The following is a 24,854-nucleotide window of genomic DNA, read 5'->3' on the forward strand; positions in this document are numbered from 1 at the left end:
GCCAGCAGGTCAGGCGGGAGAGTTGGCGTCCGCTTTCAATCGTCGTTCCTGAAAGGCAAAGCGCGCGGCCTTGCCAACGTCGCTTTGGAACGATGAATTCACGATGCCGCCCACGGCAGAGCCGACGATGGGCACGATCATGCCCGCGCGGCTGCGGAAGGATGTGAGGGCGATGGCGCGGGATACGCGCTCTACCGCCTGATCGATGACGGGGGTAATTTCCTTGTGATCGGCATCGACTAGCTCTCCGTCCGGGCCGATTGCAGCCTCCAGCGCGGCGATGCGCTTTCCGCGTTCGTCAGGATCGTCCAGCGCGGAAAGCTCCAGCACCTGCAGGCGAAACAGCTTTTCCTGCGGGCCGTCGCCGGCATAGCCATAGGCCTTGCCGGTATCGCGGATCACTCGCAGGGCGATGGCGATTGTGGCGGGAATATCCAAACCCGCCGTCACCACGCCGCCAAATCCAGCCGCGGCACCGCTGGCTCCGCTGATGCCACTGGCAGCGCGGGACACGCTTTTGGCCGCTGTGCGCGCGGCCTGAATATCTGCCGGATCATGGGTGAAGTTAACCAGCCGGGGCGCGGCGACTGCCGTATCCAGCCCTTTCAGCACCGCCTCTACCAGCGATTTCGGCACCAGCTGGGCGATCGCCTGGCCGAATGGATTGGTGAGGCGTTCTATCCCGCGGCCCAGCCATGATGGCTTGCTGCGACGATAGCGGGCCTGTTCTTTCGAGATGTCCATGGCCTGATAACGCCGGGCGGCACGGCGCGTTCCGTGTGCGCCGTTTCGCTGGCGGGCGATCAGACGTGGCGCAGCATGCCTTCCTGGCTTACGCTTGCCACCAGCCTGCCATCACGCGTGAAGATCTGCCCGCGCCCAAATCCGCGCGCATGGCCGGACCACGGGCTTTCCGTGCGGTACAAAAGCCAATCGTCGGTGCGAAAGCTTTCGTGAAACCACAGCGCGTGATCGAGGCTGGCGCCTTTCAGCGATTTATCCAGCATACCCATGCCATGCGGCTGCAAGGCCGTGCCCAACAGCTGATAATCGGAAATATAGGCCAGCACCGCGCGGTGCACGGAGGATTCCGATGGCAGGGAAGACACGGTGCGGAACCACAGATGGCTGATGGGTTCGCGCCGCTGCGGGTTCAGCCAGTCGCGCGGTTCGACAGATCGGAAATCGATGGGGTTGGGGCGCAGCGCCAGCCGCTTCAGCGGGCCATCGGGCAGCTTGTCCGCCACCTCCCTTTGCAATTGCGCATCGGGCACCAGATCATCGGGACCGGGCACATCGGGCATTTGCGGGGCCTGATGATCGGGGCCATCCACGGGGATCTGGAACGATGCCGTCAGATTCAGGATCGGCTTGCCATCCTGGCTGGCCACCACCCGGCGATTGGAGAAGTTGCGACCGTCCAGATCGCGCTTCACCCGGTATTCGATCGGCAGATCATCGCTGCCGGGGCGCAGGAAATAGGCGTGCAGGGAATGCGCCTCTCTCGCGTCATCCACCGTGCGGCGCGCCGCGCCCAGCGCCTGCGCAATGGCCTGTCCGCCAAACACGCGGCCGGTGCCATCGGGCCGTCGCCTGCCGATGAAGCGGTCTCCGCCCTTGGGTTCAAGATCCAGCAGCAAGACAAGATCTGCGACCAGTTGTTCAGGCGTATGTGACGATTGCGGAGCCATTCCCTGCGCCATTACGCGTCAGCCACATTTCGTCAAGCAAGACGCCCTAGAGAAGCCCCGGAATACGGCGCGCCACGCGGCAGGCCAGCGCCTTTAAACGGTTGTGGCGGGGCCAGCGATGCGGGGCAGATGGGTTGGCGCCAAACCGGCGCAGCAGGTGATTGAAAGCGCGTGCGTCCGCCTCGTCATAACTCCATTGCGATCGCCAGGTGATCGACAGCGAAATCGCAGGTTCTGGCCCGTTGCGCACGTAATGCGGCGCCATGACGGGGACATACAGCGCATCGCCCGGCTGCAGTTTGAAGGCCATGCCGAAATCGTAAAGGCTATCGTGCCATCGCAGTTCACGCGCGCCGCCGGTGTGATAAGCCTCGTGCACGGTATCTGGAACACACCGCGTGTCGCCTGCGGGCAGAACCGTCATCACCTTTGACCCGCGCAGTTGCAGCAGGATGTTGTGCTCCGGATCGAAGTGATAGGGCGTCACCGCATTGGGGCTGGATACGAAGATGAAGCCTTGAGGGGTCAGCATCTCTCCGGTGCACGGTTCGATCACGTCCCTGATTTCATCCAGCAATTCATGCAACATGCCCGCATAGGACGGGTTCTGTTCGATATTCTTCAGCACGGCCCAGCTGTTGGTGCTGTCGATATTCCTGATGGTTTCACCGATGGAAAGACCGGTGCCCTCAGGTTTGCCCGTCACGCCCACCGGCAGATCGCCGCGATTGTATTCAACGCTTTTGCCCGGAAGGCTTTCGCCCAGAATGGCCAGCGCCTCCAGCTCCAGCAGCGGATGCTGCACGAGGTCATGTGCCAGCCTGATTGCGCCTTCGGGATAGGATGCGCCCAGGAAGGCGCGGCTGCGGGCGGGGAACACCTGCTTTGCGCCGACAGATCGACCGCGCAGGTTTCCAACATAATGGCTCATGAAATGCCCCCTGCGGCACGTCCGGTTTCCAGCCGGATCAGTGTTGAAAATGCCGCGCGGCGCAATGCGCCACCAATGCCGATGGAGAGGCGTTCGATCACCCGGCGTTCCCGCCAGATATGGTCTATCATCGGGTGATCTGGCGAGGCGCAGCTATCCGCCCATTCGAACCCGTCCTGTTCCAGCATGGCAAGGTTTTCCCTTTGCAGCAAAACGCCGGGAGAGAAGCGGGCGTAGTCCTCGTCATAAGCGGTCTTGAAGGAGAAGGCGTGGCGGCCCGTGGTGAAGGTGGCCAGCATGGCGATGGGCCTGCCGTCCAGCCTGATGGCAAGGCGTTCCAGCCTGCCGCGCGCAGCAGCCCCGGCAATGGCGTGCTGAAATATGGCCCTCGTATCGTGATCAGAATTGAGGGCCGATCCGGCATCGCCTTTCCAGCCGCGCGATTCCAGCTCAAGAAAATCTCTCGTCCATTCGGCAACCTGCGAATAATCGGTCAGCCGCTCCACGCTCAGATCACCTTCTTCGGCCAGGCGGCGATGCTGGCGGCGCAATTCCTTGCGCTTCTTGGCAGAGACGGACTGGGCGAAATAATCCTCTGCCGGTTGCGCGGTATGCAGCATGGCCCGTTCTTCGCGCATCACCTCTGCCGCCGGGCGCGCTTCGCCCGCCAGCACCGATTTCAGCGCGCTGCGCAGCGGGCCGTGGGCGGGCGCGTGGGAAAGGTGCAGGAACAGGGACAATCCGGCGTGACCGTCACACCATGCCAGCAGCGCCTGCCAGAACTCCTGCTCCAGCCCCTTTGCCACCAATGGCTGTCCGCAAAAGCAGTTGGGATGCAGCCAGTTGCGCAGGTGGGGGATGGGGTGGCCGTAATAATCGCGGGTGCGCAATACGGGCATCAAGCCGGCCAGCTGGCCATTGGCCTGCAGGGTCAGCAGGGTGACATCGCCGCGCCTATCCAGCGCGCGCAGCGATGGCAGCAGATACCAGCTTTCGTAGAAAGGGTTCGGCTCCGCCGCGCATTGGGCCAGCGCATCCCACGCGGCAATCCGATCCCGCCCCTCGAACTCGCTCCAGTCATGCTCCTCCACCACGATGCGCGGCGCGGCGGCGCTGCCTGCCGATCTGGCAGAGCCTTCGCCTGTCGCGACAAGCCCTTGAAGGGGCAGGGAAAAGGGCAGGTCATGCGCCAAGGAAAAAGGTTAACCTCCGGGCCGGTGATACCATGGGGAACATGGCACTCTCCTAAGGCACGGGGCGAGAAGGAAGGCTTAAACACAAGGGTAAAGAAAACCCTGCCCGGCACATGCCGAGCAGGGTAATTCTTCATTATCAAATGTTATCTGTTGCTAGACCGCCAGGGCAGCCAGCAACAGCAAGGCCACAATATTCGTGATCTTGATCATGGGGTTAACGGCGGGACCTGCGGTATCCTTGTAAGGATCACCCACGGTATCGCCGGTAACCGCGGCGTGGTGGGCATCGCTGCCCTTGCCGCCATGATTGCCGTCCTCGATATATTTCTTGGCATTATCCCATGCGCCGCCACCGGCCGTCATGGAAAGCGCCACGAACAGGCCGCCCACGATCACGCCCAGCAGCAATGCGCCCAGCGCCGCGAAGGCATTTTCCTGTCCCGCCACCAGGAAGATGACGAAATACACCACGATGGGGGCCAGCACCGGCAACAGCGAGGGAATGATCATTTCCTTGATCGCTGCCTTGGTAACAAGGTCCACCGTGCGGGCGTAATCGGGCTTTTCGGAGTAATCCATGATGCCCGGCTTTTCCTTGAACTGGGCACGCACGTCTTTCACCACATCGCCCGCAGCGCGGCCAACGGCAGTCATGCCCATGGCGGCGAACAGGTATGGCAGCAAGGCGCCCAGCAACAGGCCGACGATGACGTAGGGGTTCTCAAGCGAGAAATCGACGTCAGCCGCCGGGAACAGCTCCGCCAGATCGGTGGTGTAGGCAGCGAACAGCACGAGTGCCGCCAGCGCCGCCGAACCGATGGCATAGCCCTTCGTCACGGCCTTGGTGGTGTTGCCCACGGCATCCAGCGCATCGGTTTTCTCCCGAACGCTTTCATCCAGGCCCGCCATTTCGGCAATGCCGCCGGCATTGTCCGTTACCGGGCCATAGGCATCCAGCGCCACGACCATGCCCGCCAGCGCCAGCATCGCGGTGGCCGCATAGGCAATGCCCATCAGGCCCGCCAGCTGATAGCTGCCGATGATGCCCGCGATGATCGCAAGCGTTGGCAGGGCGGTGGATTCAAGGCTGATGGCCAGACCCTGGATCACGTTGGTGCCGTGGCCCGTTTCAGAAGCCTTGGCGATGGAGCGGACCGGGCGGAAATTGGTGCCCGTGTAATACTCCGTGATCCAGATGATGACGCCGGTCAGCACCAGGCCGATGACGGAGCACCAGAAAAGGTCCATCCCCGTAAACGGTGCCAGCGCCGAAGTGCCTTCCTCCGCCAGCGGAGCGCCCGGATCGACATTGCCCAGGTTCTCTCCACCGATCATGGCGTTCATATCGCCCAGCGCATATTGCGTGACGAGGTAGATCAGCGGCACGGCCAGCACGGCGGTGACGATGAAGCCCTTGTACATGGCACCCATCACATTCGTGCCGCTGCCCAGCCGCACGAAATAGGTGCCGATGATGCTGGTGACGATGCAGGCACCGCCGATCAGCAGGGGCAAGGCAACAAGGCCGGAGAACACAACCGCCGTCGTGCTGCCCGAAAGCAGCAGCAGCGTCAGCACCATGGTGGCGCCCACTGTCACGACGTAAGTCTCGAACAGATCGGCGGCCATGCCGGCGCAGTCGCCCACATTGTCACCCACATTGTCCGCGATCACGGCGGGGTTGCGGGGGTCATCCTCTGGAATGCCCGCTTCCACCTTGCCGACAAGGTCTGCACCCACGTCTGCTGCCTTGGTGAAGATACCGCCGCCCAGACGCGCAAAGATGGAGATGAGCGAGGCACCGAAGGCCAGCGCCACCAGTGCATCCACGATCTCGCGCCGCTCTGCAGCTTCTGCCAGCGACAGGCCGACCACATTGGTCAGCACCCAATAGAACACCGCGATGGCCAGCAGGGCGAGGCCCGCCACCAGCATGCCGGTGATGGCACCGGCGCGGAAGGCCAGCGTCAGGCCTTCCTGCAGGCCCTTCATCGCAGCAGCAGCAGTGCGCAAGTTGGATTTCACCGAGATATTCATGCCGATGAAGCCCGCGACGCCTGAAAGGATCGCACCGATGGCAAATCCGACCGCGCTGAGCGGCCCGAGGAACAGGAGAACAAGGGCAGCCACCACGACGCCGACAATGGCGATGGTGGTGTATTGCCGCTTCAGATAGGCTTGCGCGCCCTCCTGAATGGCTCCTGCGATTTCCTGCATTTTTTCGTTGCCGGGATCGGCGCCGAGAACCTGGCGACTGGTGATAAAGCCATAAACGATGGCCAGCAGTCCCAGGACAATAGCGATAAGTATAAGGTCCATGACCAGCTATTCCCCTCTTCCCAATTTGAACGGCCCGGTCATCCGGGTCCGCATAGGGCATAGGGCTAACACAAAGAGGGCCATTCACAAGCGTGAAAGCAGTTTTACCCCCGCACATGGCTGGAGCCCACTAATGGCGCGGATCAGCGGCTATTGATGGGTGTAGCCAAGGCCCTGAGCATTGGTGACGGCCTCTCCATCAACAAAGAGCGGAGCAAAGCCTCGCGGCTCCACCGTGCCGATTGGCACCGCCTTCACCGGGCATGCCGCCCCTGCGGGGAGGGTGAACAGCAGTTCGTAATCATCGCCCCAGCCAAGGCATTCCATGCGCCGCGCCGGATCGGCCACCGGGCAGGTGGCGGTATCGATGGCGATGCTCACTTCGCTTGTCTCTGCCATGCGGTAGGCATCCAACAACAAACCGTCCGACACATCCATCATCGCGGTAACATGCGGGGCCAGCGCCTCTCCCTCTGCCACGCGGGCCAGTGGGCGGGCGTAGGCGGCATGGTCTGCCCCGGTGCCATCGCGCAATGCCTCAAAACCCAGCATGGCCGCGCCAATCGTGCCGGTGACGAACAGCGCATCACCGATTTGCGCGCCGGATCGTGACGGCACGGGCGTGTGCGAAGCGCGGCCAATCGCGGTTAGGCCAAGCGTGCGCCTTGCTCCATCGCCCTTACCGCTGCCGACAGTATCACCGCCCAGCAGGCCGGTGCCGTAATGGCGCAAAACCTCGTGCAGCCCGTGAAGGAAGCTTTCATCGCCATCGCCCAGCGTGTGGCCCAGCAGCACGCCGATTGGCGCTGCGCCCTTCGCGGCCAGGTCTGATAGATTGGTGGCGACCAGCTTCCACGCCACGTCGGCCATGTCCTGATCGGGCAGGTAGTGCACGCCTTCGATCATCGCATCATGCGTGATGACCAGCGTCTCACCGCCGATTTCCAGCACGGCTGCATCATCGTTCAGTCCGCGCGCGCCGGGGTGGAGGGGGAGGGCGCGCAGTGCGGCGATGAAATCGGCTTCGTTCATGTGCCCCCCGTCCCGAATGACTGCCCTAGGGGCGCACCTGCCGGGCCACCGCATCCAGAATGCCGTTGACGAATTTCGCTTCCCTCGCATCGAAAAAGGCGTGGGCAACGTCCACATATTCGGAAATGGCGCTGGCCTTTGGCACGTCCACACGCGCCATCAACTCATAGGTGCCGCAGCGCAGGATTTGCAGCATGGTCTTGTCCAGCCGGGCCAGCGTCCAGCCATCGGCCAGCTTTTCCGTCAGCACGGCGTCCACTTCATCAAGCCGCGCAATCACGCCCGCCACGATATCGTCGAAGAAAGGCACTTCGGCCTCTTCATACTGATCGTCCTCGATCTCTGCGCCAAGGCGGTGCTGGTGAAATTCATTCAGCAGCTTTGCCGTCGGCGTTTTTTCCATGTGACGCTGGTACAGCGCCTGCACGGCGGCCAGCCGCGCGGCGGAACGGGCGCGGGACCGCGCCGAGGGTTGGTTGGGGGTGTTCATTACAGTCGTACCTTTACGCTGCGCGCGTGGGCGGGCAGTCCTTCGATCTCGGCCAGCGCCACGGCAGCGGGGCCGATTTCGCCCAGTGCCTTCTCATCCAGCGAAATGAAGCTGGTGCGTTTCATGAAATCCAGCACGGACAGGCCGCTGGAAAAGCGTGCGCGGCGCCCGGTGGGCAGCACGTGGTTGGGCCCGGCAACATAGTCGCCAATGGCTTCTGGGGTATGGCGGCCCAGGAACACGCTGCCTGCGTGGCGGATCTTGGCGAACATGGCCTCCGGCTCGTCAATGGCCAGCAGCACGTGCTCTGCGGCAAGGCGATCGGCAAGGGCAGGAGCTTCTGCCATCAGATCCTCCACCACGATCACCACGCCGTTGTTCTCCCAGCTTTCGCGGGCAACCATCTTGGTGCTGAGCTGTGCCAGCAGCACGTCCACGGCATCTTCTACCGCGGCGGCATAATTGGCATCGTCTGTGATGAGGATGGACTGGCTGGAGGGATCGTGCTCCGACTGGCTCAGCAGGTCTGCCGCGATCCAGTCCGGATCGTTCTTCTCATCCGCGATCACCAGAATTTCGCTGGGTCCGGCCACCATGTCTATGCCCACCACGCCGTAAAGCTGGCGCTTGGCCTCTGCCACCCAGGCATTGCCGGGGCCGGTGATTACGTCCACCGGTTGAATGCGCCGCGTGCCATAGGCCAGCGCGGCGATCGCCTGCGCGCCGCCGATGCGCCACATCTCGTCCACCCCGCAAACATGCGCGGCGGCCAGCACCAGATCATTCATCTGGCCGTGGGGTGTGGGCGTCGTCACCACCAGGCGATCCACGCCTGCAACCTTGGCAGGGATGGCGTTCATCAGCAGGCTGGATGGGTATGCCGCACGGCCACCGGGCACATAGAGGCCTGCCGCCTCAACCGCATTCCACCGCGCACCAAGGCGCACGTTCGTCTCGTCGCGGTAATCGCGATCCTGCGGCAGCTGCCCTTCGTGATAGGTGCGGATACGCTGGGCCGCCATGTCCAGCGCCTCCCGCACGTCGGGCATCAGCATGTCATAGGCGATCTTGCACTGATCCCTGCCGATCCGCCAGCTGGAGACATCGGCCGTCAGCGCGTGCTTGTCATACCGCATGGAGAAATCGATCAGGGCATCGTCGCCCTTCTGCCGGACCTGCGCGATGATGCCGCGCACATCGCTGGCCACATCGGCATCGCTTTCGCGCCGATCGTTCACGATGCGGGTGAACTGCGTTTCGAACGTGTCGCTATTGGCTGTAAGGCGGCGCATCAGGCGGCCTTGCTTTCGGTGCACTTGCGGAACCGTTCAACCAGGGCAGACACGCGCGGATCGGTTTTCCACGCGGCGCGGTTCACGATCAGGCGCGCGCTGACCTGCATAATCACGTCTTTCTCCACCAGTCCATTGGATTTCAACGTGCCACCGGTGGACACCAGATCCACGATCCGGCCCGCCAGCCCGCTGGAAGGGGCAAGTTCCATCGCGCCGTTCAGCTTGATGCATTCCGCCTGGATGCCCTGCGCCTCGAAATAACGGCTGGTGATGTTGGGGTACTTGGTCGCCACGCGCAGGTGGCTGGCGTTGCCGTATTTATATTCCACCGGTTCCTTCGGCTCTGCGGTGGAAAGGCGGCAGGCACCGATGCCAAGATCGACGGGCGCGTAAAGCTGCGAATAATCGAATTCCTCGATCACGTCGGACCCCACGATGCCCACCTGCGCCGCGCCAAATGCCACGAAGGTGGCCACATCGAAGGCGCGCACGCGCAGGATGCGCATGGTGCCCGTCTCGTCCGCGAAGCTGAGAGAGCGATCGAGCTTGTCGTGAAAGGCGCTTTCCGGCACCACGCCAGCCTCCGCCATTACGGGCAGCGCCTCATCCAGGATGCGCCCCTTGGGCAGGGCGAAAATCAGCGGTCCAAACCGCGTATCGTCGGAACTGGTGGTCATGGCGCGCGATGTAGGGGCACAAGGCAAAAAGGGCAATGCGAATGGCAGGCGAAAACGAAACCGGCAATGTGATGGAAATCGCCAGTGTTGCAGAAGCCATCGAATGGCAGGCGCAGCACATGGAACGGGCAGGCTCTCCCAACAACGCCCGCATCCTGCGCGCCCTGCTGGCGGTGATGGAAACGCAGACCGCCACCGGGCGCCGCATCGCCAATTGGCAGGGGCTGACGCTGGAAGACGCGATGCCGTTGCGTGTGGCGGGCGGGTTTCACTACCTGCTGCTGACGGGCGAGGAAGAACGGCTGGGCGATATCTACCGCGGTTTCATCACCGATCAGGCGCAGATCGATGCGCTGGTGGTGGAGATTGCGGAGCGACACGATCACACGCTGCTGCCGTGGCTGGACGGTCCGCCGCAAACGAATGAGGCCGGGCGCAGCGCCAGCGTGATGGCCGCGCTCCTCTGGCTGTCGGGCAAACTCGGCCCGCAATTCGAACTGACCGAAATCGGCGCAAGCGCCGGCGTGAACACGATGATGGGGCGGTTCTTCTATGATCTTGGCGGCACGAAGGCGGGGCCGAGCCTGTCCTCCATCACGATCAAGCCCGATTGGCGCGGCGATGCGCCGCCGCAGAACGCGGTGGAGATCGTGGGCATCAAGGGCTGCGATATTTCACCCATAGACCTGGCGGACGAAGCCCAGGCGATCCGTCTGAAAAGCTACATCTGGCCCGACGCCACGGATCGGCTGGCGCGCATGGACGCGGCCATCGCCATGGTAGAGCGCGCTGCGCCGGACCTTGTGAAGATGGATGCGGGCGATTTCGTGGAAGAACGGCTTGCCGCCCCGCAGGATGATGGCGTGACCCGCGCCCTGTTCCACACCGTAATGTGGCAATACATGCCGCAAATCACGCGGGACCGGATTACAGAAGCGATGGAAGCGGCGGCCGCGAAAGCCACGGCGGACAAGCCGCTGGCGTGGATTCGCCTGGAAACCAACCGCAAGACTTTCAAGCACGAGCTGAGCGTGAAATACTGGCCCGGCGGCGGCGAGGAATGGCAATTGCTGGCAGAGGCGCACCCGCACGGAGCGTGGGTGGAATGGCTGGGTGAGGGTTAGGCCGTCCGTTCCAGGAATCGGTCCAGCGCTTCATTCACCGCCGCCGGTGCTTCCCACGGCACGAAATGGCCGCTGTCCGCAATCCGCTCGATCGTCAGGTCGCTCACGACGTCGTCCAGCCCCTCGACATTGCCGGGCCGCAGCGCCTCGTCATTCATGCCCCACACCACCAGCGTGGGGATCTCGATCTTGGGCACGGGAGGCGGGCTGTATTCCGGCGGCAGGCCGTAGGGATCGTCCACGGACGGCACGGAGACGGCGCTGGCGCGATACCAGTTCAGCATGGCAAAGGAGTTTTCCGGATTGCGCCACTGCTGCATCAGCAGGCCAAGCTCCGCCGGATCGTAGGGCGGGCGGTTTTCCCAGGTTAGCGCGGTCTGCATCAGGCCTGCCAGCCCGTGTTCGCGCACGGTATCGTCATGCGCGGGATCGCGGAACACGCGCATATACTGGCTGGCGGCGCGCTGATCCGGGTCCGTCAGCAGCAGGCGCTGATAGATCACGGGATGCGGCGCATTGGCGATCACCGCGCGGGTGACGTGGCCGCTGGCCTGACCGAAGGCCGCTACCAGCCACGCGATCGCGCCGCCCCAGTCGTGGCCCAGGATCGTGTAGCTGGACACACCCAACGCCTCCGCCAATCCGGCGATGTCCTGCACCAGCGCAATCGTCTCGTAGTGCTCCGCGCCTTGGGGCCGCGAGGAATTGCCATAGCCGCGCTGATCGGGCGCGATGCAGCGGTATCGATCCGACAGGTGCTCTATCTGGTGCCGCCACGTGCGGTGGTTTTCGGGGAAGCCGTGGAGGAATATCAGCGCCGGTGCATCGCGCGGGCCGGTGTCCCACACGTCCAGCTCTATACCATTGGCCAGCTTCACACGGGTCAGATCGCTCATATCAAACGCCCTTGCTGGGGATGCCGACCAGTTCGATGGTGAAGAACAGGGTCGCGCCACCGGGGATGGGGCCACGGCCTTGCAGACCGTAGGCCAGCTCTGCCGGGATGGCGATTTCGGCGGTGTCGCCCACGCCCATATATGGGATGGCGATCTGCCAGCCGCGCACCAGATTGCCGAGCGGGAATTCTATCGGTGCAGCATCCTCATTGCTGTCGAACACGTCGCCATCGGTGAAGCTGCCGATGTAGTTCACCTGCACCACGTCGCGCACAGTGGGCGCGGGGCCGGTGCCATCGCCCGCCGTGCGGCGAAACTTCACGCCGCCATCCAGCGTCGCCCAGCCATCGGCAGGGGTGAGCGAGTGCAGCGCGGATTGCTGCATATTGTGCCAGGCGAGGCTGCCGGGAGCACCGGGTGCAGGCTCAGCAGGAATATCCTGCGCGGCCGCGGGCACGGCGAGGGAAAGGGCGAGGGCGGGGAGAAGAATCTTGATCATGGCAATGCGATAGCGTGGGCAATGCCATTCGTCATCATCCTAAGCGCTAGGGATAGCTGACCGTCTTGGGTGCACCATCTGGCAGGGGGATAAATTCCGCGTCATCGCCCGGCACGGTGCCGAAGCGCCCCTCGCGCCAGTCTTCCTTGGCCTGTTCGATCCGCTCCCTGTCGGAGCTTACGAAATTCCACCAGACGTGCCGCTTGGTTGAGAAGGCTTCCCCGCCCAGCAGCATGACGCGCGCGCCATAGCGACTGGCCAGCGTCATGGCGTCACCCGGTTTCAGCACCACGAGATCATAAAGCTGGAGCGGCGTGCCATCGATTGTCGCATCGCCGCCCACCAGCATCACCGCGCGCTCGTCCGCCTCTGCATCGATGGGGATGGAGCCGCCTTCCTGCAGCAGGATTTCGGCATAGATCGTTTCGGCGTGGCAGGTGGTGGCGGCGCGCTCGCCCCACAGCTCACCCATGATGACCTGCGCGCGTGCGCCGTCTCCGTCGATCCACGGCAGATCGGCTACCGCCTCGAACGCAGGGTCAATCTCTTCCTGGCCGTCGGGCAGCGCCAGCCATGTCTGCATACCATAAAGGGACGGGCCTTTCGCCCGCTCGCCCTGCGGGCTGCGCTCGGAATGGGCGATGCCGCTGCCGGCGGTCATCAGATTGACCGTGCCGGGATGGATGGTGGAAAAGGTGCCGAGCGTGTCGCGGTGCTCTATCGCGCCGTCGAACAGCCAGGTGACGGTGGAGAGGTTGATATGCGGATGCGGGCGCACATCCATGCCGCCGCCCAGATCAAGCTGCGCGGGGCCGAACTGGTCCACGAACACGAAGGGGCCGACCATGCGGCACTCCTTCGATGGCACCGCGCGGCGCACGGTAAAATCGCCGAGATCGTGGCTGACGGGCGTGACGGTCTTGAGAATGCTCATACCGTCAAAATGCGCCTATTGCTCGTCCAGTTCCTCGTAATGACGGAAGATGCCGTCTTCGTTGAATTCCATGCGGTTTTCGCTGGCGAGGTAATCGGCAAGACTCTCTATATCGGGCACGGCGCCCTGCAGGCCTTCCAGGTTCACCCAGGTGCCCTGCATCTGCTTCATGTAATTGGGGAAGGCGTAATCCAGCCCTTCCATGATGTGAAACAGGCTGGTGTCGACATGGGTTGGCTGCTGCCCCAGCATGAACGGCCCGCCACGCGCGGCCAGTGCATTGTCGAAGTGGATGAGGTATTTGGGAATGCGATCGGCGCGGAAATGCTGCGCCTTGTCGAAGGCGGCATCCATCTGGTCTGCATAATAGAGCCCGCTCGACACGGGATGGTGGACTGAGTGCACCTCCTCCACGAAATCGGCAATGTCGAGTTGCAGCTGGAACAATTGCAGGTCCACTTCCATCTCGCCCGATCCAAGGCCTTCCTTGTCGGAAAGATATTGCAGGATCAGCGCGGTCTGGCCAATCACCACCTCGTCATCCACGATGTATGGGGGAGCGAAGGGACGGATGCCTTCCAGCCCATGCATGTGCTCCACCAGCGCATCGGCATTCTGCTCTCGCGCCATGTCGGTGTATTCGACGCCGAAGGCCTCGCAGAACAGGCGGACGAATTCACCGCGACCGGGGATTTGCGGCCAGTACCAAAGTTCGATGCTCATGCCTCTTCCCCGGGGGCGATGCACTTCATGGCAAAGGCATGCACCCGGTCACCGGGGATATCGCCCAGCGCGCCCAGTACCATGCGCTGGCGCTGCAGGCGGTTCTTCCCTTCGAAATGCGGACTTTCCACGATCACGGTGAAGTGCGATTCGCCGCTACCGTCGTCTCCCGCATGGCCAGAGTGCTGCGCGCTGTCATTGATGACGTCCAGCCGCGTTGGCGCAAGGGCGCCGCGCAGCAGGGTTTCGATCTCTTGTGCAAGTGGTCCGCTCATTCGTCCCAATTGGGGGTTCACTTCGCGCGGTGCAATCCCCATCAAGGGGTGTTCATGCGAGGTGCGCGATTTCATGGACGCTATGAGAGCGATGGACGGGTGTGCGAACACCCCACCTGCCGAGAGGCCGGAGAGTTCCGCGCACCCGGCACGCGCGGCAATTCCTTCGACGGGCCGGGCGAATGGCGCTGGTTCTGCCTCGATCACGTGCGTGAATTCAACGCAGGCTACGACTGGTTCGAAGGCATGAATGCCGACGAGATCTATGCAGCACAGGCCCCCGGCTCCGGCTGGCAGACCGAAACGCCTGCGTTCAAGCCCACTGCCGGGATAGACGGCATGCCGCGCTGGGCCGACTTTCACGATCCGCTGGACGCCATCGGCGCGCGTGCGGGCGAGATAAAGCGCGCCGCCAGAGGGCGCAGCCACGCCGTGCACAGCCGCTTTACGCCAAGGGAGCGGGAGGCGCTGACGGTGATGGGGCTGGGGCCGAAGGCGGACAGGCCGCAATTGCGCCGCCGCTATTCGGAACTGGTGCGGCGCTATCATCCCGATCGCAACGGCGGGGATCGCAGCCACGAGGCGCGGTTGCAGCGCGTGGTGGAAGCCTACCAGCTCCTGCGGCGTGCGGAGCCCTTCGGCTAGGGCTTCTGCCGGAACGCCCAGCGCAATGTTCCGCCCATGGCGTTGGTCACCAGCTTTGCAGGCGTGGCTTTCCAGCCGGGGCGATCCAGCGAAAGCATGGTACGCGCAAAGGGCGGGATAAGGTCCACCGCCGCGCTGGCCAGAAATGGCTGCACCGCGCCCGGTGCGCCCTCGGCACGCTTGTTGATGATGAGGTCTGCAACTTCGCGCGCTTCCGGCCCGGACTGTAACTCGCTGCGCATGGTGCGGAAGATCGCCTGCGCTTCTGCCTTGGTTTCTGGCACCGGATCGGCACCAAGGCGGCGCGCAATCAGGGCGAACTGGCGGAAATATTCGTCCTGCTCTGCCAGCGGCATAGTTGGGCAGACATGGGCCAGCCACGCCTCCAGAAACATCAGCGCCTCTGTCACATGCACCCATGCCAGCGTGCGCGGGTTGGTGGCGGAATAGGGCGTGCCGTCGGGCAGGGTGCCGTGCACCTTGGCGTGGGTGGCGTTCACCCGCGCTATCGCCGCATCGGCATCGTCACGATGGCCATATGTGGTGACGGCAATGAAGCGCGCCGTGCGGCGCAGGCGGCCATGCATGTCTGCACGAAAATTGGAGAAATCAAGAATGCCGCGCAGGGCATGGGGATGCAGCATTTGCAGCAGCAGTGCCGCCATGCCGCCCACCATCATGCTCACCACATCGGCATGGACCATGCGGATGGGCGTATCCCTGGCAAACAGCGCCTCGTCCGAAGGCGGCACCGGGGTCTCACCCCTTGCCTTATCGTTGAATGCTGCGCGCACACTCTCGACCAGCTTTTGCCGGGCAAACTCTATGGGATCGGGCCGCGCCATCAAGGATATGTGGGGCGCGGCGCGCTGAAATGCGAGGGGTCAGTCGCCAAGCTGGCCAAGCGTGGCCGCATAGGCTTCACGCGCCTGTATTTGCGACTGGTAGGAGCGGAACGTTGGCCTGTCTGTCAGCGTGCCGAAACCAAGGCCCCAGTCCACCTGGCTGCCGAGATAGACATCGGCCATGGTGAACCTGTCGCCGCAGGCAAAATCATTGCCTTGCAGCCAGATATCCAGCGTATCGACCACGCGGTCAAAACTGCCGAAGCCGGATGTCATCTCCTGCTTGGCGTCCTTCGGCTCCCACCCCATCGCCCGGTTGGTGATGGCGCTTTCCATCGGCCCGGCGGCGAAGAACAGCCAGCGGAAATAGGCCGCCTTCTCCTCATCGCGCGGCAGAAGGTCCGGGGCCTCCATTTCGGCGAGGTAGTGGCAGATGGCGGCCGCCTCGCTCACCACCCTGTCACCGAAATAGGCATGGTGGATGATGGTGGGGATCTTGCCCATGGGATTGGCCTCCAGCAGCGCGGCGGGCTTGTCCTCCCACTCCACCATGGCGAGCTTCGGCTCCACGCCAGCCTCGGCAAAGGCCCATTGCACGATCAGAGCGCGGCTCATCGGGTTGAAGAACAGGGTGTAATCGCTCAATGTTGCTCTCCTGCTGAATTGAAGATGGGGGCGGCCAACGCGTCACTCACTCTCGCAAAGTGATTTAAGCAAGGTCGCGCAAGCCTGCCATCCTTCAATGAAGCCCATTTCCTCGTGCTGCTTGCGGTCTTCATCACGCCAGTGGCGGGCGAGGGCGGTGTAGCGCGTTCCGTTTCCTTCAGGCTCGATTTCCCAGATGCCGATCATGAACGGTCCTGCCGGCTGAAGGTCATCGACAACGGCATCGGTGGAAGCGAGCCTGCGGCCTTCATCCCATGCCAGATAGATGCCTTCCTGCGGCATCTCCTCCCCGTCAGGGCCCAGGAAAACCATGCGGTTTACCCCGCCGGCGCGCCGATCCTGCTCGATCACCTTGCAGCGCCAGGGGGCAGGGCAAAACCATTCTTCCTGGCGGTTGACCATGGTGTCCCAAACCGTTTCGGGCGCTGCCTCGATGAAAGCGGTTACGCTCAGTTCTTTCATATCATGTTCCTGCAATCGAAGGCCAGATCGCCTAACTTGCCCATCGTGAAAATGGGCGAGAACCCGCCCCAGATCATGCGCTTGCCATCGAAAGGCATATCGATTTCGCTGGTCCAGAAATCGTCTTCCTCCATCTTCCCATGGGCGGCATCGCAGGTTTCCTTGTCGGGCCAGATCATCCATGAAAACACGATCTTTTCGCCCGCTTCGGCCTTTGTCGCTTTGCGGAAATCGGTGGCCTTCCCATCCGGCACGTCTTCCTCCCATGCCTCCATGATCTCGGTGACGCCGTATTCGGCGAACTTCGCGGCGGCCTTTTCGGCCACGGCGCGATATGCCTCCTTGTTGCCTTCCGGCACGGCAATGAGAAATCCCTGCACATACATAGCGCGTCTCCTTCGCCAGGACCCCGCCTTCCCAGCGCGGTCCGAATCGCCCCACTTGCATGTGATGCGCCTGTGAGTTACTAAAAGCAACTATGAAGTTACAAAAAGAAACCAAAGACGCGGTCGCGCATGGCAAATGGTACTCCGACGCATGTGGAACGGCCTTCGCGCTGGAGGTGCTGGGAGAGCGGTGGTCGATGCTGATAGTGCGCGAGCTTATGCTGGGGCCGCGCCGCTTCTCTGCCATCCGCGCAAGCCTGCCGGGTATCAGCGCCAAGGTGCTGACCGAACGGCTGGAAACACTGGCACAGTGGGGCGTGGTGGAAAAATCGCAATTGCCGCCCCCCGCATCCGCGCAGGTCTATGGTTTGACCGAGTGGGGATATGCGGCGGATCACGCTCTGAATGAACTGGGCCGCTGGGCGGCGCGGTCCTGTCGCCATAATCCCGATCTGCCCTTGTCGGCTGCATCGCTGATGGCATCGATGCGCACGATGCAATTGCCCGCGCTGTCACAGGCGCGTGATATGACCATCGGGTTCGAGCTTGGCGGGGAGGCATTTGGCGCGACGATTCGCAGCGGGGTGCTTGCCATCGAACGCAGCGACCGGGCCGAGGGCGATGCCGTGCTACGCGCCCCAAATGCGCGGCCTGTGGCGGGCGCGCTGTATTCGGGAATGCCGCTGGCCATGCTGGAGGAAGAGGCGGGCCTTGTTATCGAGGGTGACCGGGCGCTGGCTCAGCAATATCTTGCCCTGTTTGCCCTGCCTGCAAAGATCGACGCAGTTTGACCAAGCGCGCGCTATCGGGGAACCGGCAGATCGTACGCATGTTATCTATCCTCCCGCTCCTTTGGTCCGTATAGCGCGAACATCTGTGTTGCAGCAGGGGGGCCACCCGTCTAGGCAGCCGCAGAGATGAATGACATGACCAACGCAGAAGCTGGCGGCACCGCCATGACCGCCCCCGACATTGAGCTGGACGTCCGCGAGACATTCGGCATTGACGTGGACATGAAAGTCCCGGCCTTTTCCAAGGCGGACGAACGTGTGCCAGATACCGACGAAACCTATGTTTTCGATCCGGACACCACGCTGGCGATCCTGGCGGGCTTTGCCCACAATCGCCGCGTGATGATCCAGGGCTATCACGGCACTGGCAAATCCACCCATATCGAACAGGTGGCAGCGCGGCTGAACTGGCCCACGATCCGAATCAACCTGGATGCGCATATCAGCCGTATCGACCTGGTGGGCCGCGATGCCATCGTGCTGCGCGACGGATTGCAGGTGACGGAATTTCGCGAAGGGCTGCTGCCGTGGGCATTGCAGCATCCTGTCGCGCTGGTGTTCGACGAATATGACGCTGGCCGCCCCGATGTGATGTTCGTGATCCAGCGCGTGCTGGAACAGGCGGGCAAGCTGACGCTGCTGGACCAGAACCGCGTTATCCGCCCCGATCCGCATTTCCGCCTGTTCGCCACCGCCAACACGGTGGGCCTTGGCGATACCAGCGGCATGTATCACGGCACGCAGGCGATCAACCAGGGCCAGATGGACCGCTGGAACATCGTGGTGGGTCTGAACTATCTGCCGGCGGAGACAGAGCGCAAGATCATCGGCGCGAAGACGACGCTGGACGACAAGATGGTGGCCGACATGATCCGCGTGGCGGACCTTACGCGGCAAGGCTTCATGAACGGGGATATCTCCACCGTGATGAGCCCGCGCACCGTCATCACCTGGGCGCAGAACACAGAGATTTTCGGCAATCCCGGATATGCCTTCCGCCTCAGCTTCCTGAACAAGTGTGACGAGGCGGAACGGATGCTGGTGGCCGAATATTATCAGCGCGTGATGGGTGAAGACCTGCCCGAAAGTGTCGTGAGGGCCTGATCGTCACGCGGCTTTCCCGCTGCGCTTTCGATCAGGCTGTTTCATTTCCGGCTGAGCCTGCGTCAGCGCGCTTTCGCCAACACAGGCGATGGGCGTGGGCGGGCCGCCGTCCATATCGGCGCGCGGATGGCCCAGTTCGCTGGCGGGAACTGCCCGGCTGAACAGGAAGCCCTGCACCTGCGTGCAGCCCGTCTGGCGCAGCCGTTCCAGCTGTTCGGCATTTTCGACGCCTTCCGCCGTGGTGCGCATGTTCAGCTTGCCCGCAAGGCCCACCACCGCATCGACGATGGCATCGCTGTCATCGCGATTGGCGATATCGTTCACGAAACAGCGGTCGATCTTGATCTTGTCGAACGGGAAACTGCGCAGATAGTTGAGTGAGGAATAGCCCGTTCCGAAATCATCCAGCGCGATCTGCACGCCCAGCTCGCGCAGCTTGTGCAGCAGGGCGATGTTTTCCTTGCTGTCCATCATCAGCAGGTTTTCCGTGATCTCCAGTTCCAGCCGGTGCGGGGCAACGCCGCTGGCGGCCAGCGCGTTGACGATGGTGCCGGTCAGCTCTCCACTGCGCATCTGTGCGGGCGAGAGATTGACCGAGACGGAGAGATGTTCTGGCCAGTTGGCGCATTCCTGCAAGGCCTGGCGGATGACCCAGGCGCCGATCTCCACGATCTGGCCGGTCGCCTCTGCGATGGCGATGAAATCCGTCGGGCTGACCTGTCCGCGCGTGGGGTGATACCAGCGCAGCAAGGCCTCGTACCCGGCGACTTCGCCCGATTGCAGATCTAACAGCGGCTGATAGTGGAGCTCCAACTCGCGGCGGGACAGGGCAACCCTGAGGTCCAGCTCCATGGCGCGGCGTTCCTGCACCTCTGTCTGCATGGCAGGATCGAAGACGCTGGCCCCGCGGCGGCCACGCGCCTTGGCATCGTACAGCGCCAGGTCGGCGGCGCGCAGCACGTCCTCTCCATCCGTTCCATTATCGGGCGCGAAGGCGATGCCAACGCTGGCGCCGATGGGCATTTCCTGCCCGTCGATCACGATTGGCTTATCCATCGCGGTGACGATGGCTTCGGCGGTTTTCAGCGCCGCGCCGCGATCCGCGATCTGATCCAGCAGCACAGCGAATTCGTCCCCGCCCAGGCGCGCCACGATCGCGCGCGGATCTACTGCCGATTCGATCCTGCGGCTTGCCTCCGCCAGAACCCTGTCGCCGGTTTCGTGGCCATAATTGTCGTTCACCGCCTTGAAGTGATCCAGATCGATATACAGTACAGCCGAGATCTCCTCCCCCTCGCGCCGGGCAAAGCTGCGCTTCAGCGTGGTTGCAAACAGGTTGCGGTTGGGCAGGTTGGTCAGCACATCGTAATGCGCCATGTAGGTGACCTTCTCCTCCGCCTGCCGTGTGCGGGTGACATCGGCGATGAAGCCGCGCCAGCACTCCATCTCTCCATCGCTGTGATAGATCGGGCGGGCAGAGATTGACCACCAAAGCTGCTCTCCCTCGATCTCCAGTGGCAGAACGTGGTTGCGAAAGGCTGCCTTGCGCTTGCTGATCTCTCGCAGTTCATCACGCTGCGTGCTGTCGCTAAACAGCTGCGAAAGCTTCATGCCCTCAAGCTCTTCCGGCAAGCAGCGGGCCGCTGCGCAAAAGCGATGATTGGGGCGAAGGATGCGGCCGTCATTGTCGCATTCAAACAGCCAGTCGCTGCCATCCTCGTCATAGTGGTTCAGCAGCAATTGGATCGTGTCATTCGCCTGCCGCAGAGTTCGCGTGCGCAGGCGGCGCGTGGCAAACATGTAGTGCAGGTTGAACAGCGCCCAGTGCAGGAAAAACAACCCCGCAACGATAGGGATTGCTGCCAGAATATGCGGCCAGCCGCCGCGCGAGATCAGCGCCAACGCCATCGCGGCAGCCTGAATGGTGGCCGCGATCAGGGCGCGCTTGGGCATGGCGATCATGCACAGGGCATCGATGAAGGTGATGACGATGCCCGCCGAAACCAGCAGCAGCACCAGTTCCTCCGGCGCGTAGGTGAGGGCAAGGCCGATGGGCACGGACCAGGTGATTGCCCGCACGAGTACCAGGGTCTGAAGCGCGCGATAATTCTGCGTGCTCGAATGGGTCTTTGCCGCAATGCGCCGTTCGATAAAGGCCTGGCGCATGGTAATCGCGCCGCCCATCACGGCAACGGCTATCAAATACAGAAGTGGCAGAAACTGGCTGAGCACCGCAACGCCCAGCACGGTTCGCACGATATCATACTGCAGATAGGGAAAAGCCTTGGTGTGGTTCAGCTTGCACTGCGCCCACCACTGCGTATCCCGTTCCGGGATGTCGTGCCTGATCAGGTCAAGCATCAGGGAGTCGCGTACGCGTGGGCGATTTGCCCAGCCAGACAATGACATTATTATTGATCCTCCACTTCTCCCGGCTGCGGATTTATTGGGCAGTTGTAAAAAAACGTTTTACAAACGGGTGCTTGGACCATGTTTTATAATTAAAATGTTTCTACAGCTGCGCATCGGCGGAGAATGGCATGAACCCCTCGCGCGCCGTGTATTGTTCTGCTAATACAGCGTTGTGAATCGCATGTGGCGCAATCCATTCAAGCGGCGAGAGGCCGATTATCATCGCTGGACAGAGCGTGATCTGGCGCTGGAGAATGCGCCGTGGACGCCGCTGTCCGATCTGGATGACGATGATTTCGGCCGCGATGCCGTGCCTCCGCGCGGATATGATCGGTCGCGCTATCGCAGCGGCTGGCGCAGCTTCCTGCCAGAGCGTGCGCGTGGGCGTGGCAAGCTGTGGTGGGGCAGCCGGATATTCGCCGCCATCCTGATGGTGTTCATCGTGCTGGTTGCCTGGCTGGCGATCACCGCGCCGCTTTCCAAAAGCCTGGAGCCGATTGCACCGCCGCAGATCACCCTGCTGGCCGCAGATGGCACGCCGATTGCCCGCAACGGCGCGGTGGTGGAGGAACCGGTGGAGATCGCCAAGCTGCCGGCCCATGTGACGCAGCCGTTCCTGGCGATAGAGGACCGGCGGTTCTACAGCCACTGGGGCGTGGACCCGCGGGGCGTGGCGCGCGCGGCGTTTACCGGGGTTGGCGGCGGCTCCACCATTACGCAGCAATTGGCGAAGTTCACATTCCTCACACCGGAGCAGACGCTGACGCGAAAGGCGCGAGAAGCGCTGATCGCCCTGTGGCTGGAAAGCTGGCTGACGAAGGACGAGATTCTCGAACGCTATCTGTCCAATGCCTATTTCGGCGACAATATGTACGGCCTGCGCGCGGCATCGCTGCATTATTTCTATCGCCATCCGGAGAACCTGCGCCCTGAACAGGCGGCGATGCTGGCGGGTCTGTTGCAGGCACCCAGCCGCCTTGCCCCCACGCGCAATCCCGACCTGGCGGCAAAGCGCTTTGCCCTGGTGAAAGGCGCAATGGTTGCGGCGGGTTATATTACTCAGGACGAGGCCAAGCGCATGCCGGTGCCCAAGCTGGACGTGCGCACCCGCAATGATCTGCCCACCGGCACCTATTTCGCCGACTGGGCATTGCCCACTGCGCGCGATCAGAGCGAGATGACCTATTCGCGCCAGACCATCACCACCACGCTGGACAGCGAATTGCAGGCCGCAGCCAACCGTGTGATCCAGCGCGCGCCGCTGGGCAGCGCACAGGTGGCGCTGGTGGCCATGCGCACCAATGGCGAAGTGGTGGCAATGGTGGGGGGCAAGGATTACAAGACCAGCCCGTTCAACCGCGTGACGCAGGCCCGTCGCCAGCCAGGCTCCACCTTCAAGCTGTTCGTCTATCTTGCCGCGCTTCGTAACGGATGGAGCCCGGATGACACCATTTCTAATCGCCCCTTCACCGAGGGTTCCTATCGCCCCAGCAATGCGAGCGGCAAGTATTCCGACACGATCACCTTGCGCGATGCCTTTGCCCAATCCTCGAATGTGGCCGCCGTGCGCTTGCTCAATGAGGTTGGCAGCAAGGCCGTGATCGAGACCGCGCGCGAGCTGGGCGTTACATCGAAATTGCCGGAGGGCGATCCCAGCATGGCGCTTGGCACCTCTACCATGAGCCTGCTGGAGCTTACCGCGGCCTATGCCGGCGTTGCCGCCAACAGCTTCCCGATAGAGCCGCACGCTTATGCCGAGGGGCAGCAGGGCTGGTTTGACTGGCTGCTGGACGGGCGCGGCAATCTGGGCAGCGCCGATCAGCGCGAGATAGAGGATATGCTGCGCAGTGCCATCAATTCCGGCACGGGCCGCGCGGCCACGCTTTCCATTGCCAATTACGGCAAGACCGGCACCACGCAGGACAATCGCGATGCGCTGTTCGTGGGCTATGCGGGCGAGGGCGAGAACCGCCTTGTGGTGGGCGTGTGGGTCGGGAATGACGACAACTCGCCGCTCGGCAATATTTCCGGTGGCGGACTGCCTGCGCGCATCTGGCGCGATTTCATGCGCGCCGCACTTGGCGCATCGGCCGCCCCGCCCCGGCCCACGCCGTCGCCCGATCCCAGCGGCCCCGTGCAACCGCAGGACGTGCCGGAATTGCAGGACATCCCGCTGGGCGATGGCCGCCGCCTCATCATAAATGAGGACGAGGCCATTCTATCGACCGAGATCGAAGGCGTGCCGCTGGAACTGCGCGTGCGCGACGGCGAGTTCATGATGGATCTGGACGAGGCAGCGGCGGAGCGAGAGCTTCAGCGCCGGATCGACGAGGAGATGGGGCGCTAGCCGTGCGGCGTGACGAGGTATTTCTCACCCGTCGACATCTGCGCATAATCCATCATCGCGTCCTTCGTCAGCATTTCATCCAGACTTACCCGAGTCTTGTACGAACTGGCGAAGGTGGTTTTCAGCCCATCCTGCACGCGCTGGCGCAGCGCGATCATCGTCTGCATGTCGCAGCTTGCCAGGAAAGGCATCAGCAGCCAGCCAGAAACCGTCCATCCAAATCCATAGCTGGGCGTCAGGATCGTTGGCCCCATTTCCAACCGCCCGTAGATGTACATCTTCTTCTGCTGGTTGGAGCCATAGCGGCTGAACTCCGTCATTTTCGCCGCAGCCACCTGCTCCATCGCGCGCAAGACAGTGTCGCTCGTCTTGCCGCCGCCGATGGGATCGAAACCTAGATATGCGCCGGTCGCGTCGATCGCCGCTGTCAGCTGCTTCATATAATCATCGTCAGAACTGTTCACCACATGCGCCGCGCCCTGATCCTTCAGCAGTTCTACCTGCGCTTCCTTGCGCACGATATTGACCAGGCTCATGCCATCTTCCTGGCAAATGCGATTGAGCATCTGGCCCAGATTGGATGCGGCAGCGGCATGGACGATGGCGTCTTGCCCCTCTCGCTTGGCAGTTTCGACAAAACCCAACGCCGTCATCGGGTTGACGAAGGAGCTTGCGCCTTCCTCTGCTGAATGATCGCCCAAGGGCAGGCACATCATCGCATCGGCTATCGCATATTCGCTGAAGGCATTGCCCGGCACGCAGGACACGCGCTGGCCCAGCAGCGCCTGCGCCTGTTCGCCTTCGCCCGCTGCAATCACCTCGCCTGCGCCCTCATTGCCGACCGTCTGCGGCTTGCCGTGGCGGCCTGATTGGCCGGCGGCCAGCTGCGGCATGATCTGCATCGTCACCTTGCCGGCTTCATAGGTTGCGTTTTCAAGGTCGGCGCCCGCCGTGATCAGGAACAGGTCGGACGGGTTGATCGGTGCGGCTTCCATCTTAACCAGCACCTGATTGCCGGTGGGCTGGGGGAAGGTTTTCTCCTCCAGTTCCAGCACCATCGTGCCGTCTGCGGAAAGGGTGGAGATCAGCTGGCGTCCGGTGGTGGTCATGTGGT

Annotated in this window: 25 protein-coding genes; 5 read left to right on the forward strand and 20 right to left on the reverse strand. The window is 62.7% G+C overall.

Annotated elements, in window-relative coordinates; translation table 11 throughout:
- Positions 1–9 precede the first annotated feature (9 nt).
- From GRF63_RS07170 to hisG, 9 genes are all read right to left on the reverse strand, one after another.
- Positions 10–744, reverse strand: a complete 735-nt coding sequence (locus tag GRF63_RS07170; RefSeq protein ID WP_160485233.1) for an EcsC family protein — start codon at positions 742–744, stop codon at positions 10–12.
- A gap of 59 nt (positions 745–803) precedes the next feature.
- Entirely contained in the window at positions 804–1,691 is an 888-nt protein-coding gene (locus GRF63_RS07175) for an acyl-CoA thioesterase (protein WP_160485234.1), read from the reverse strand.
- A 46-nt stretch (positions 1,692–1,737) separates the two neighbouring features.
- A complete protein-coding gene (locus GRF63_RS07180; protein ID WP_160485235.1) occupies positions 1,738–2,622 on the reverse strand; it encodes a cupin-like domain-containing protein in 885 nt (294 codons plus the stop codon).
- Positions 2,619–3,815 carry a GNAT family N-acetyltransferase gene (locus GRF63_RS07185; RefSeq protein WP_237392316.1) on the reverse strand — a complete coding sequence of 399 codons (1,197 nt, stop codon included), beginning with the start codon at positions 3,813–3,815 and terminating at the stop codon, positions 2,619–2,621. The genes GRF63_RS07180 and GRF63_RS07185 overlap by 4 nt, the downstream gene beginning before the upstream one ends.
- Before the next feature lie 156 nt (positions 3,816–3,971).
- Positions 3,972–6,137 carry a sodium-translocating pyrophosphatase gene (locus GRF63_RS07190; RefSeq protein ID WP_160485236.1) on the reverse strand — a complete coding sequence of 722 codons (2,166 nt, stop codon included), beginning with the start codon at positions 6,135–6,137 and terminating at the stop codon, positions 3,972–3,974.
- A gap of 150 nt (positions 6,138–6,287) precedes the next feature.
- Positions 6,288–7,169 carry a thiamine-phosphate kinase gene (gene thiL, locus GRF63_RS07195; RefSeq protein ID WP_160485237.1) on the reverse strand — a complete coding sequence of 294 codons (882 nt, stop codon included), beginning with the start codon at positions 7,167–7,169 and terminating at the stop codon, positions 6,288–6,290.
- Between the two features lie 25 nt (positions 7,170–7,194).
- The gene (nusB, locus tag GRF63_RS07200; protein ID WP_160485238.1) at positions 7,195–7,659 is read right to left on the reverse strand and encodes a transcription antitermination factor NusB; all 465 of its coding nucleotides are present in this window, start codon (positions 7,657–7,659) and stop codon (positions 7,195–7,197) included.
- Entirely contained in the window at positions 7,659–8,951 is a 1,293-nt protein-coding gene (gene hisD / locus GRF63_RS07205; RefSeq protein WP_160485239.1) for a histidinol dehydrogenase, read from the reverse strand. The genes nusB and hisD overlap by 1 nt, the downstream gene beginning before the upstream one ends.
- Positions 8,951–9,631, reverse strand: coding sequence for an ATP phosphoribosyltransferase (hisG, locus tag GRF63_RS07210; RefSeq protein ID WP_160485240.1), 681 nt, complete (start codon positions 9,629–9,631; stop codon positions 8,951–8,953). The genes hisD and hisG overlap by 1 nt, the downstream gene beginning before the upstream one ends.
- Positions 9,632–9,672: 41 nt before the next feature.
- On the opposite strand from hisG, the gene GRF63_RS07215 reads away from it, so the two are divergent.
- A complete protein-coding gene (locus tag GRF63_RS07215; RefSeq protein WP_337189625.1) occupies positions 9,673–10,755 on the forward strand; it encodes a DUF2332 domain-containing protein in 1,083 nt (360 codons plus the stop codon).
- On the opposite strand, the gene GRF63_RS07220 is transcribed toward GRF63_RS07215, so the two are convergent.
- The 5 genes from GRF63_RS07220 to GRF63_RS07240 are packed head-to-tail and all read right to left on the reverse strand — an operon-like array spanning position 10,752 to position 14,082.
- Positions 10,752–11,651 (reverse strand): alpha/beta fold hydrolase, encoded by a 900-nt coding sequence (locus GRF63_RS07220; RefSeq protein WP_160485241.1) that lies wholly within the window; start codon positions 11,649–11,651, stop codon positions 10,752–10,754. The two genes, GRF63_RS07215 and GRF63_RS07220, sit on opposite strands and share 4 nt — an antisense overlap.
- Position 11,652: 1 nt before the next feature.
- Complete coding sequence (locus GRF63_RS07225) at positions 11,653–12,150, reverse strand: FKBP-type peptidyl-prolyl cis-trans isomerase (protein WP_160485242.1); 498 nt, start codon at positions 12,148–12,150, stop codon at positions 11,653–11,655.
- A 46-nt stretch (positions 12,151–12,196) separates the two neighbouring features.
- Positions 12,197–13,084: a pirin family protein gene (locus GRF63_RS07230; protein ID WP_160485243.1), complete on the reverse strand. Its 888-nt coding sequence runs from the start codon at positions 13,082–13,084 to the stop codon at positions 12,197–12,199.
- A 15-nt stretch (positions 13,085–13,099) separates the two neighbouring features.
- Positions 13,100–13,807 (reverse strand): glutathione S-transferase, encoded by a 708-nt coding sequence (locus GRF63_RS07235; RefSeq protein WP_160485244.1) that lies wholly within the window; start codon positions 13,805–13,807, stop codon positions 13,100–13,102.
- Positions 13,804–14,082, reverse strand: coding sequence for a BolA family protein (locus tag GRF63_RS07240; RefSeq protein ID WP_160485245.1), 279 nt, complete (start codon positions 14,080–14,082; stop codon positions 13,804–13,806). The genes GRF63_RS07235 and GRF63_RS07240 overlap by 4 nt, the downstream gene beginning before the upstream one ends.
- Before the next feature lie 54 nt (positions 14,083–14,136).
- Here GRF63_RS07240 and GRF63_RS07245 point away from each other — a divergent pair, with 54 nt between their 5' ends.
- Positions 14,137–14,727, forward strand: a complete 591-nt coding sequence (locus GRF63_RS07245; RefSeq protein ID WP_160485246.1) for a J domain-containing protein — start codon at positions 14,137–14,139, stop codon at positions 14,725–14,727.
- Here the strand turns inward: GRF63_RS07245 and GRF63_RS07250 are convergent.
- Genes GRF63_RS07250 through GRF63_RS07265 form a run of 4 tightly spaced genes read right to left on the reverse strand, consistent with a single transcriptional unit; the run spans position 14,724 to position 17,086 of the window.
- A complete protein-coding gene (locus GRF63_RS07250; protein WP_160485247.1) occupies positions 14,724–15,572 on the reverse strand; it encodes an oxygenase MpaB family protein in 849 nt (282 codons plus the stop codon). The genes GRF63_RS07245 and GRF63_RS07250 overlap by 4 nt on opposite strands.
- Before the next feature lie 39 nt (positions 15,573–15,611).
- Positions 15,612–16,217: a glutathione S-transferase family protein gene (locus tag GRF63_RS07255; RefSeq protein WP_160485248.1), complete on the reverse strand. Its 606-nt coding sequence runs from the start codon at positions 16,215–16,217 to the stop codon at positions 15,612–15,614.
- Between the two features lie 42 nt (positions 16,218–16,259).
- On the reverse strand, positions 16,260–16,700 hold the full coding sequence (locus GRF63_RS07260) for an SRPBCC domain-containing protein (RefSeq protein ID WP_160485249.1): 441 nt from the start codon (positions 16,698–16,700) through the stop codon (positions 16,260–16,262).
- Complete coding sequence (locus GRF63_RS07265; RefSeq protein WP_160485250.1) at positions 16,697–17,086, reverse strand: DUF1428 domain-containing protein; 390 nt, start codon at positions 17,084–17,086, stop codon at positions 16,697–16,699. Before GRF63_RS07265 ends, GRF63_RS07260 begins: the two co-directional genes overlap by 4 nt.
- A 92-nt stretch (positions 17,087–17,178) precedes the next feature.
- Here GRF63_RS07265 and GRF63_RS07270 point away from each other — a divergent pair, with 92 nt between their 5' ends.
- Both GRF63_RS07270 and GRF63_RS07275 read left to right on the forward strand, forming a co-directional pair.
- Positions 17,179–17,877, forward strand: coding sequence for a winged helix-turn-helix transcriptional regulator (locus GRF63_RS07270; RefSeq protein WP_160485251.1), 699 nt, complete (start codon positions 17,179–17,181; stop codon positions 17,875–17,877).
- A 126-nt stretch (positions 17,878–18,003) separates the two neighbouring features.
- Entirely contained in the window at positions 18,004–18,981 is a 978-nt protein-coding gene (locus tag GRF63_RS07275; protein ID WP_160485252.1) for an AAA family ATPase, read from the forward strand.
- A 3-nt stretch (positions 18,982–18,984) separates the two neighbouring features.
- Here the strand turns inward: GRF63_RS07275 and GRF63_RS07280 are convergent, their stop codons facing one another.
- Positions 18,985–21,342, reverse strand: a complete 2,358-nt coding sequence (locus GRF63_RS07280) for a putative bifunctional diguanylate cyclase/phosphodiesterase (protein ID WP_160485253.1) — start codon at positions 21,340–21,342, stop codon at positions 18,985–18,987.
- Positions 21,343–21,574: 232 nt separating this feature from the next.
- Here GRF63_RS07280 and GRF63_RS07285 point away from each other — a divergent pair, with 232 nt between their 5' ends.
- A complete protein-coding gene (locus tag GRF63_RS07285) occupies positions 21,575–23,740 on the forward strand; it encodes a transglycosylase domain-containing protein (RefSeq protein ID WP_160485254.1) in 2,166 nt (721 codons plus the stop codon).
- Here the strand turns inward: GRF63_RS07285 and GRF63_RS07290 are convergent.
- A complete protein-coding gene (locus GRF63_RS07290; RefSeq protein ID WP_160485255.1) occupies positions 23,737–24,849 on the reverse strand; it encodes a zinc-binding dehydrogenase in 1,113 nt (370 codons plus the stop codon). The genes GRF63_RS07285 and GRF63_RS07290 overlap by 4 nt on opposite strands.
- Between the last annotated feature and the right edge of the window lie 5 nt (positions 24,850–24,854).

The sequence above is a fragment of the Aurantiacibacter rhizosphaerae genome (assembly GCF_009807005.1).
Lineage (GTDB): Bacteria > Pseudomonadota > Alphaproteobacteria > Sphingomonadales > Sphingomonadaceae > Alteraurantiacibacter > Alteraurantiacibacter rhizosphaerae.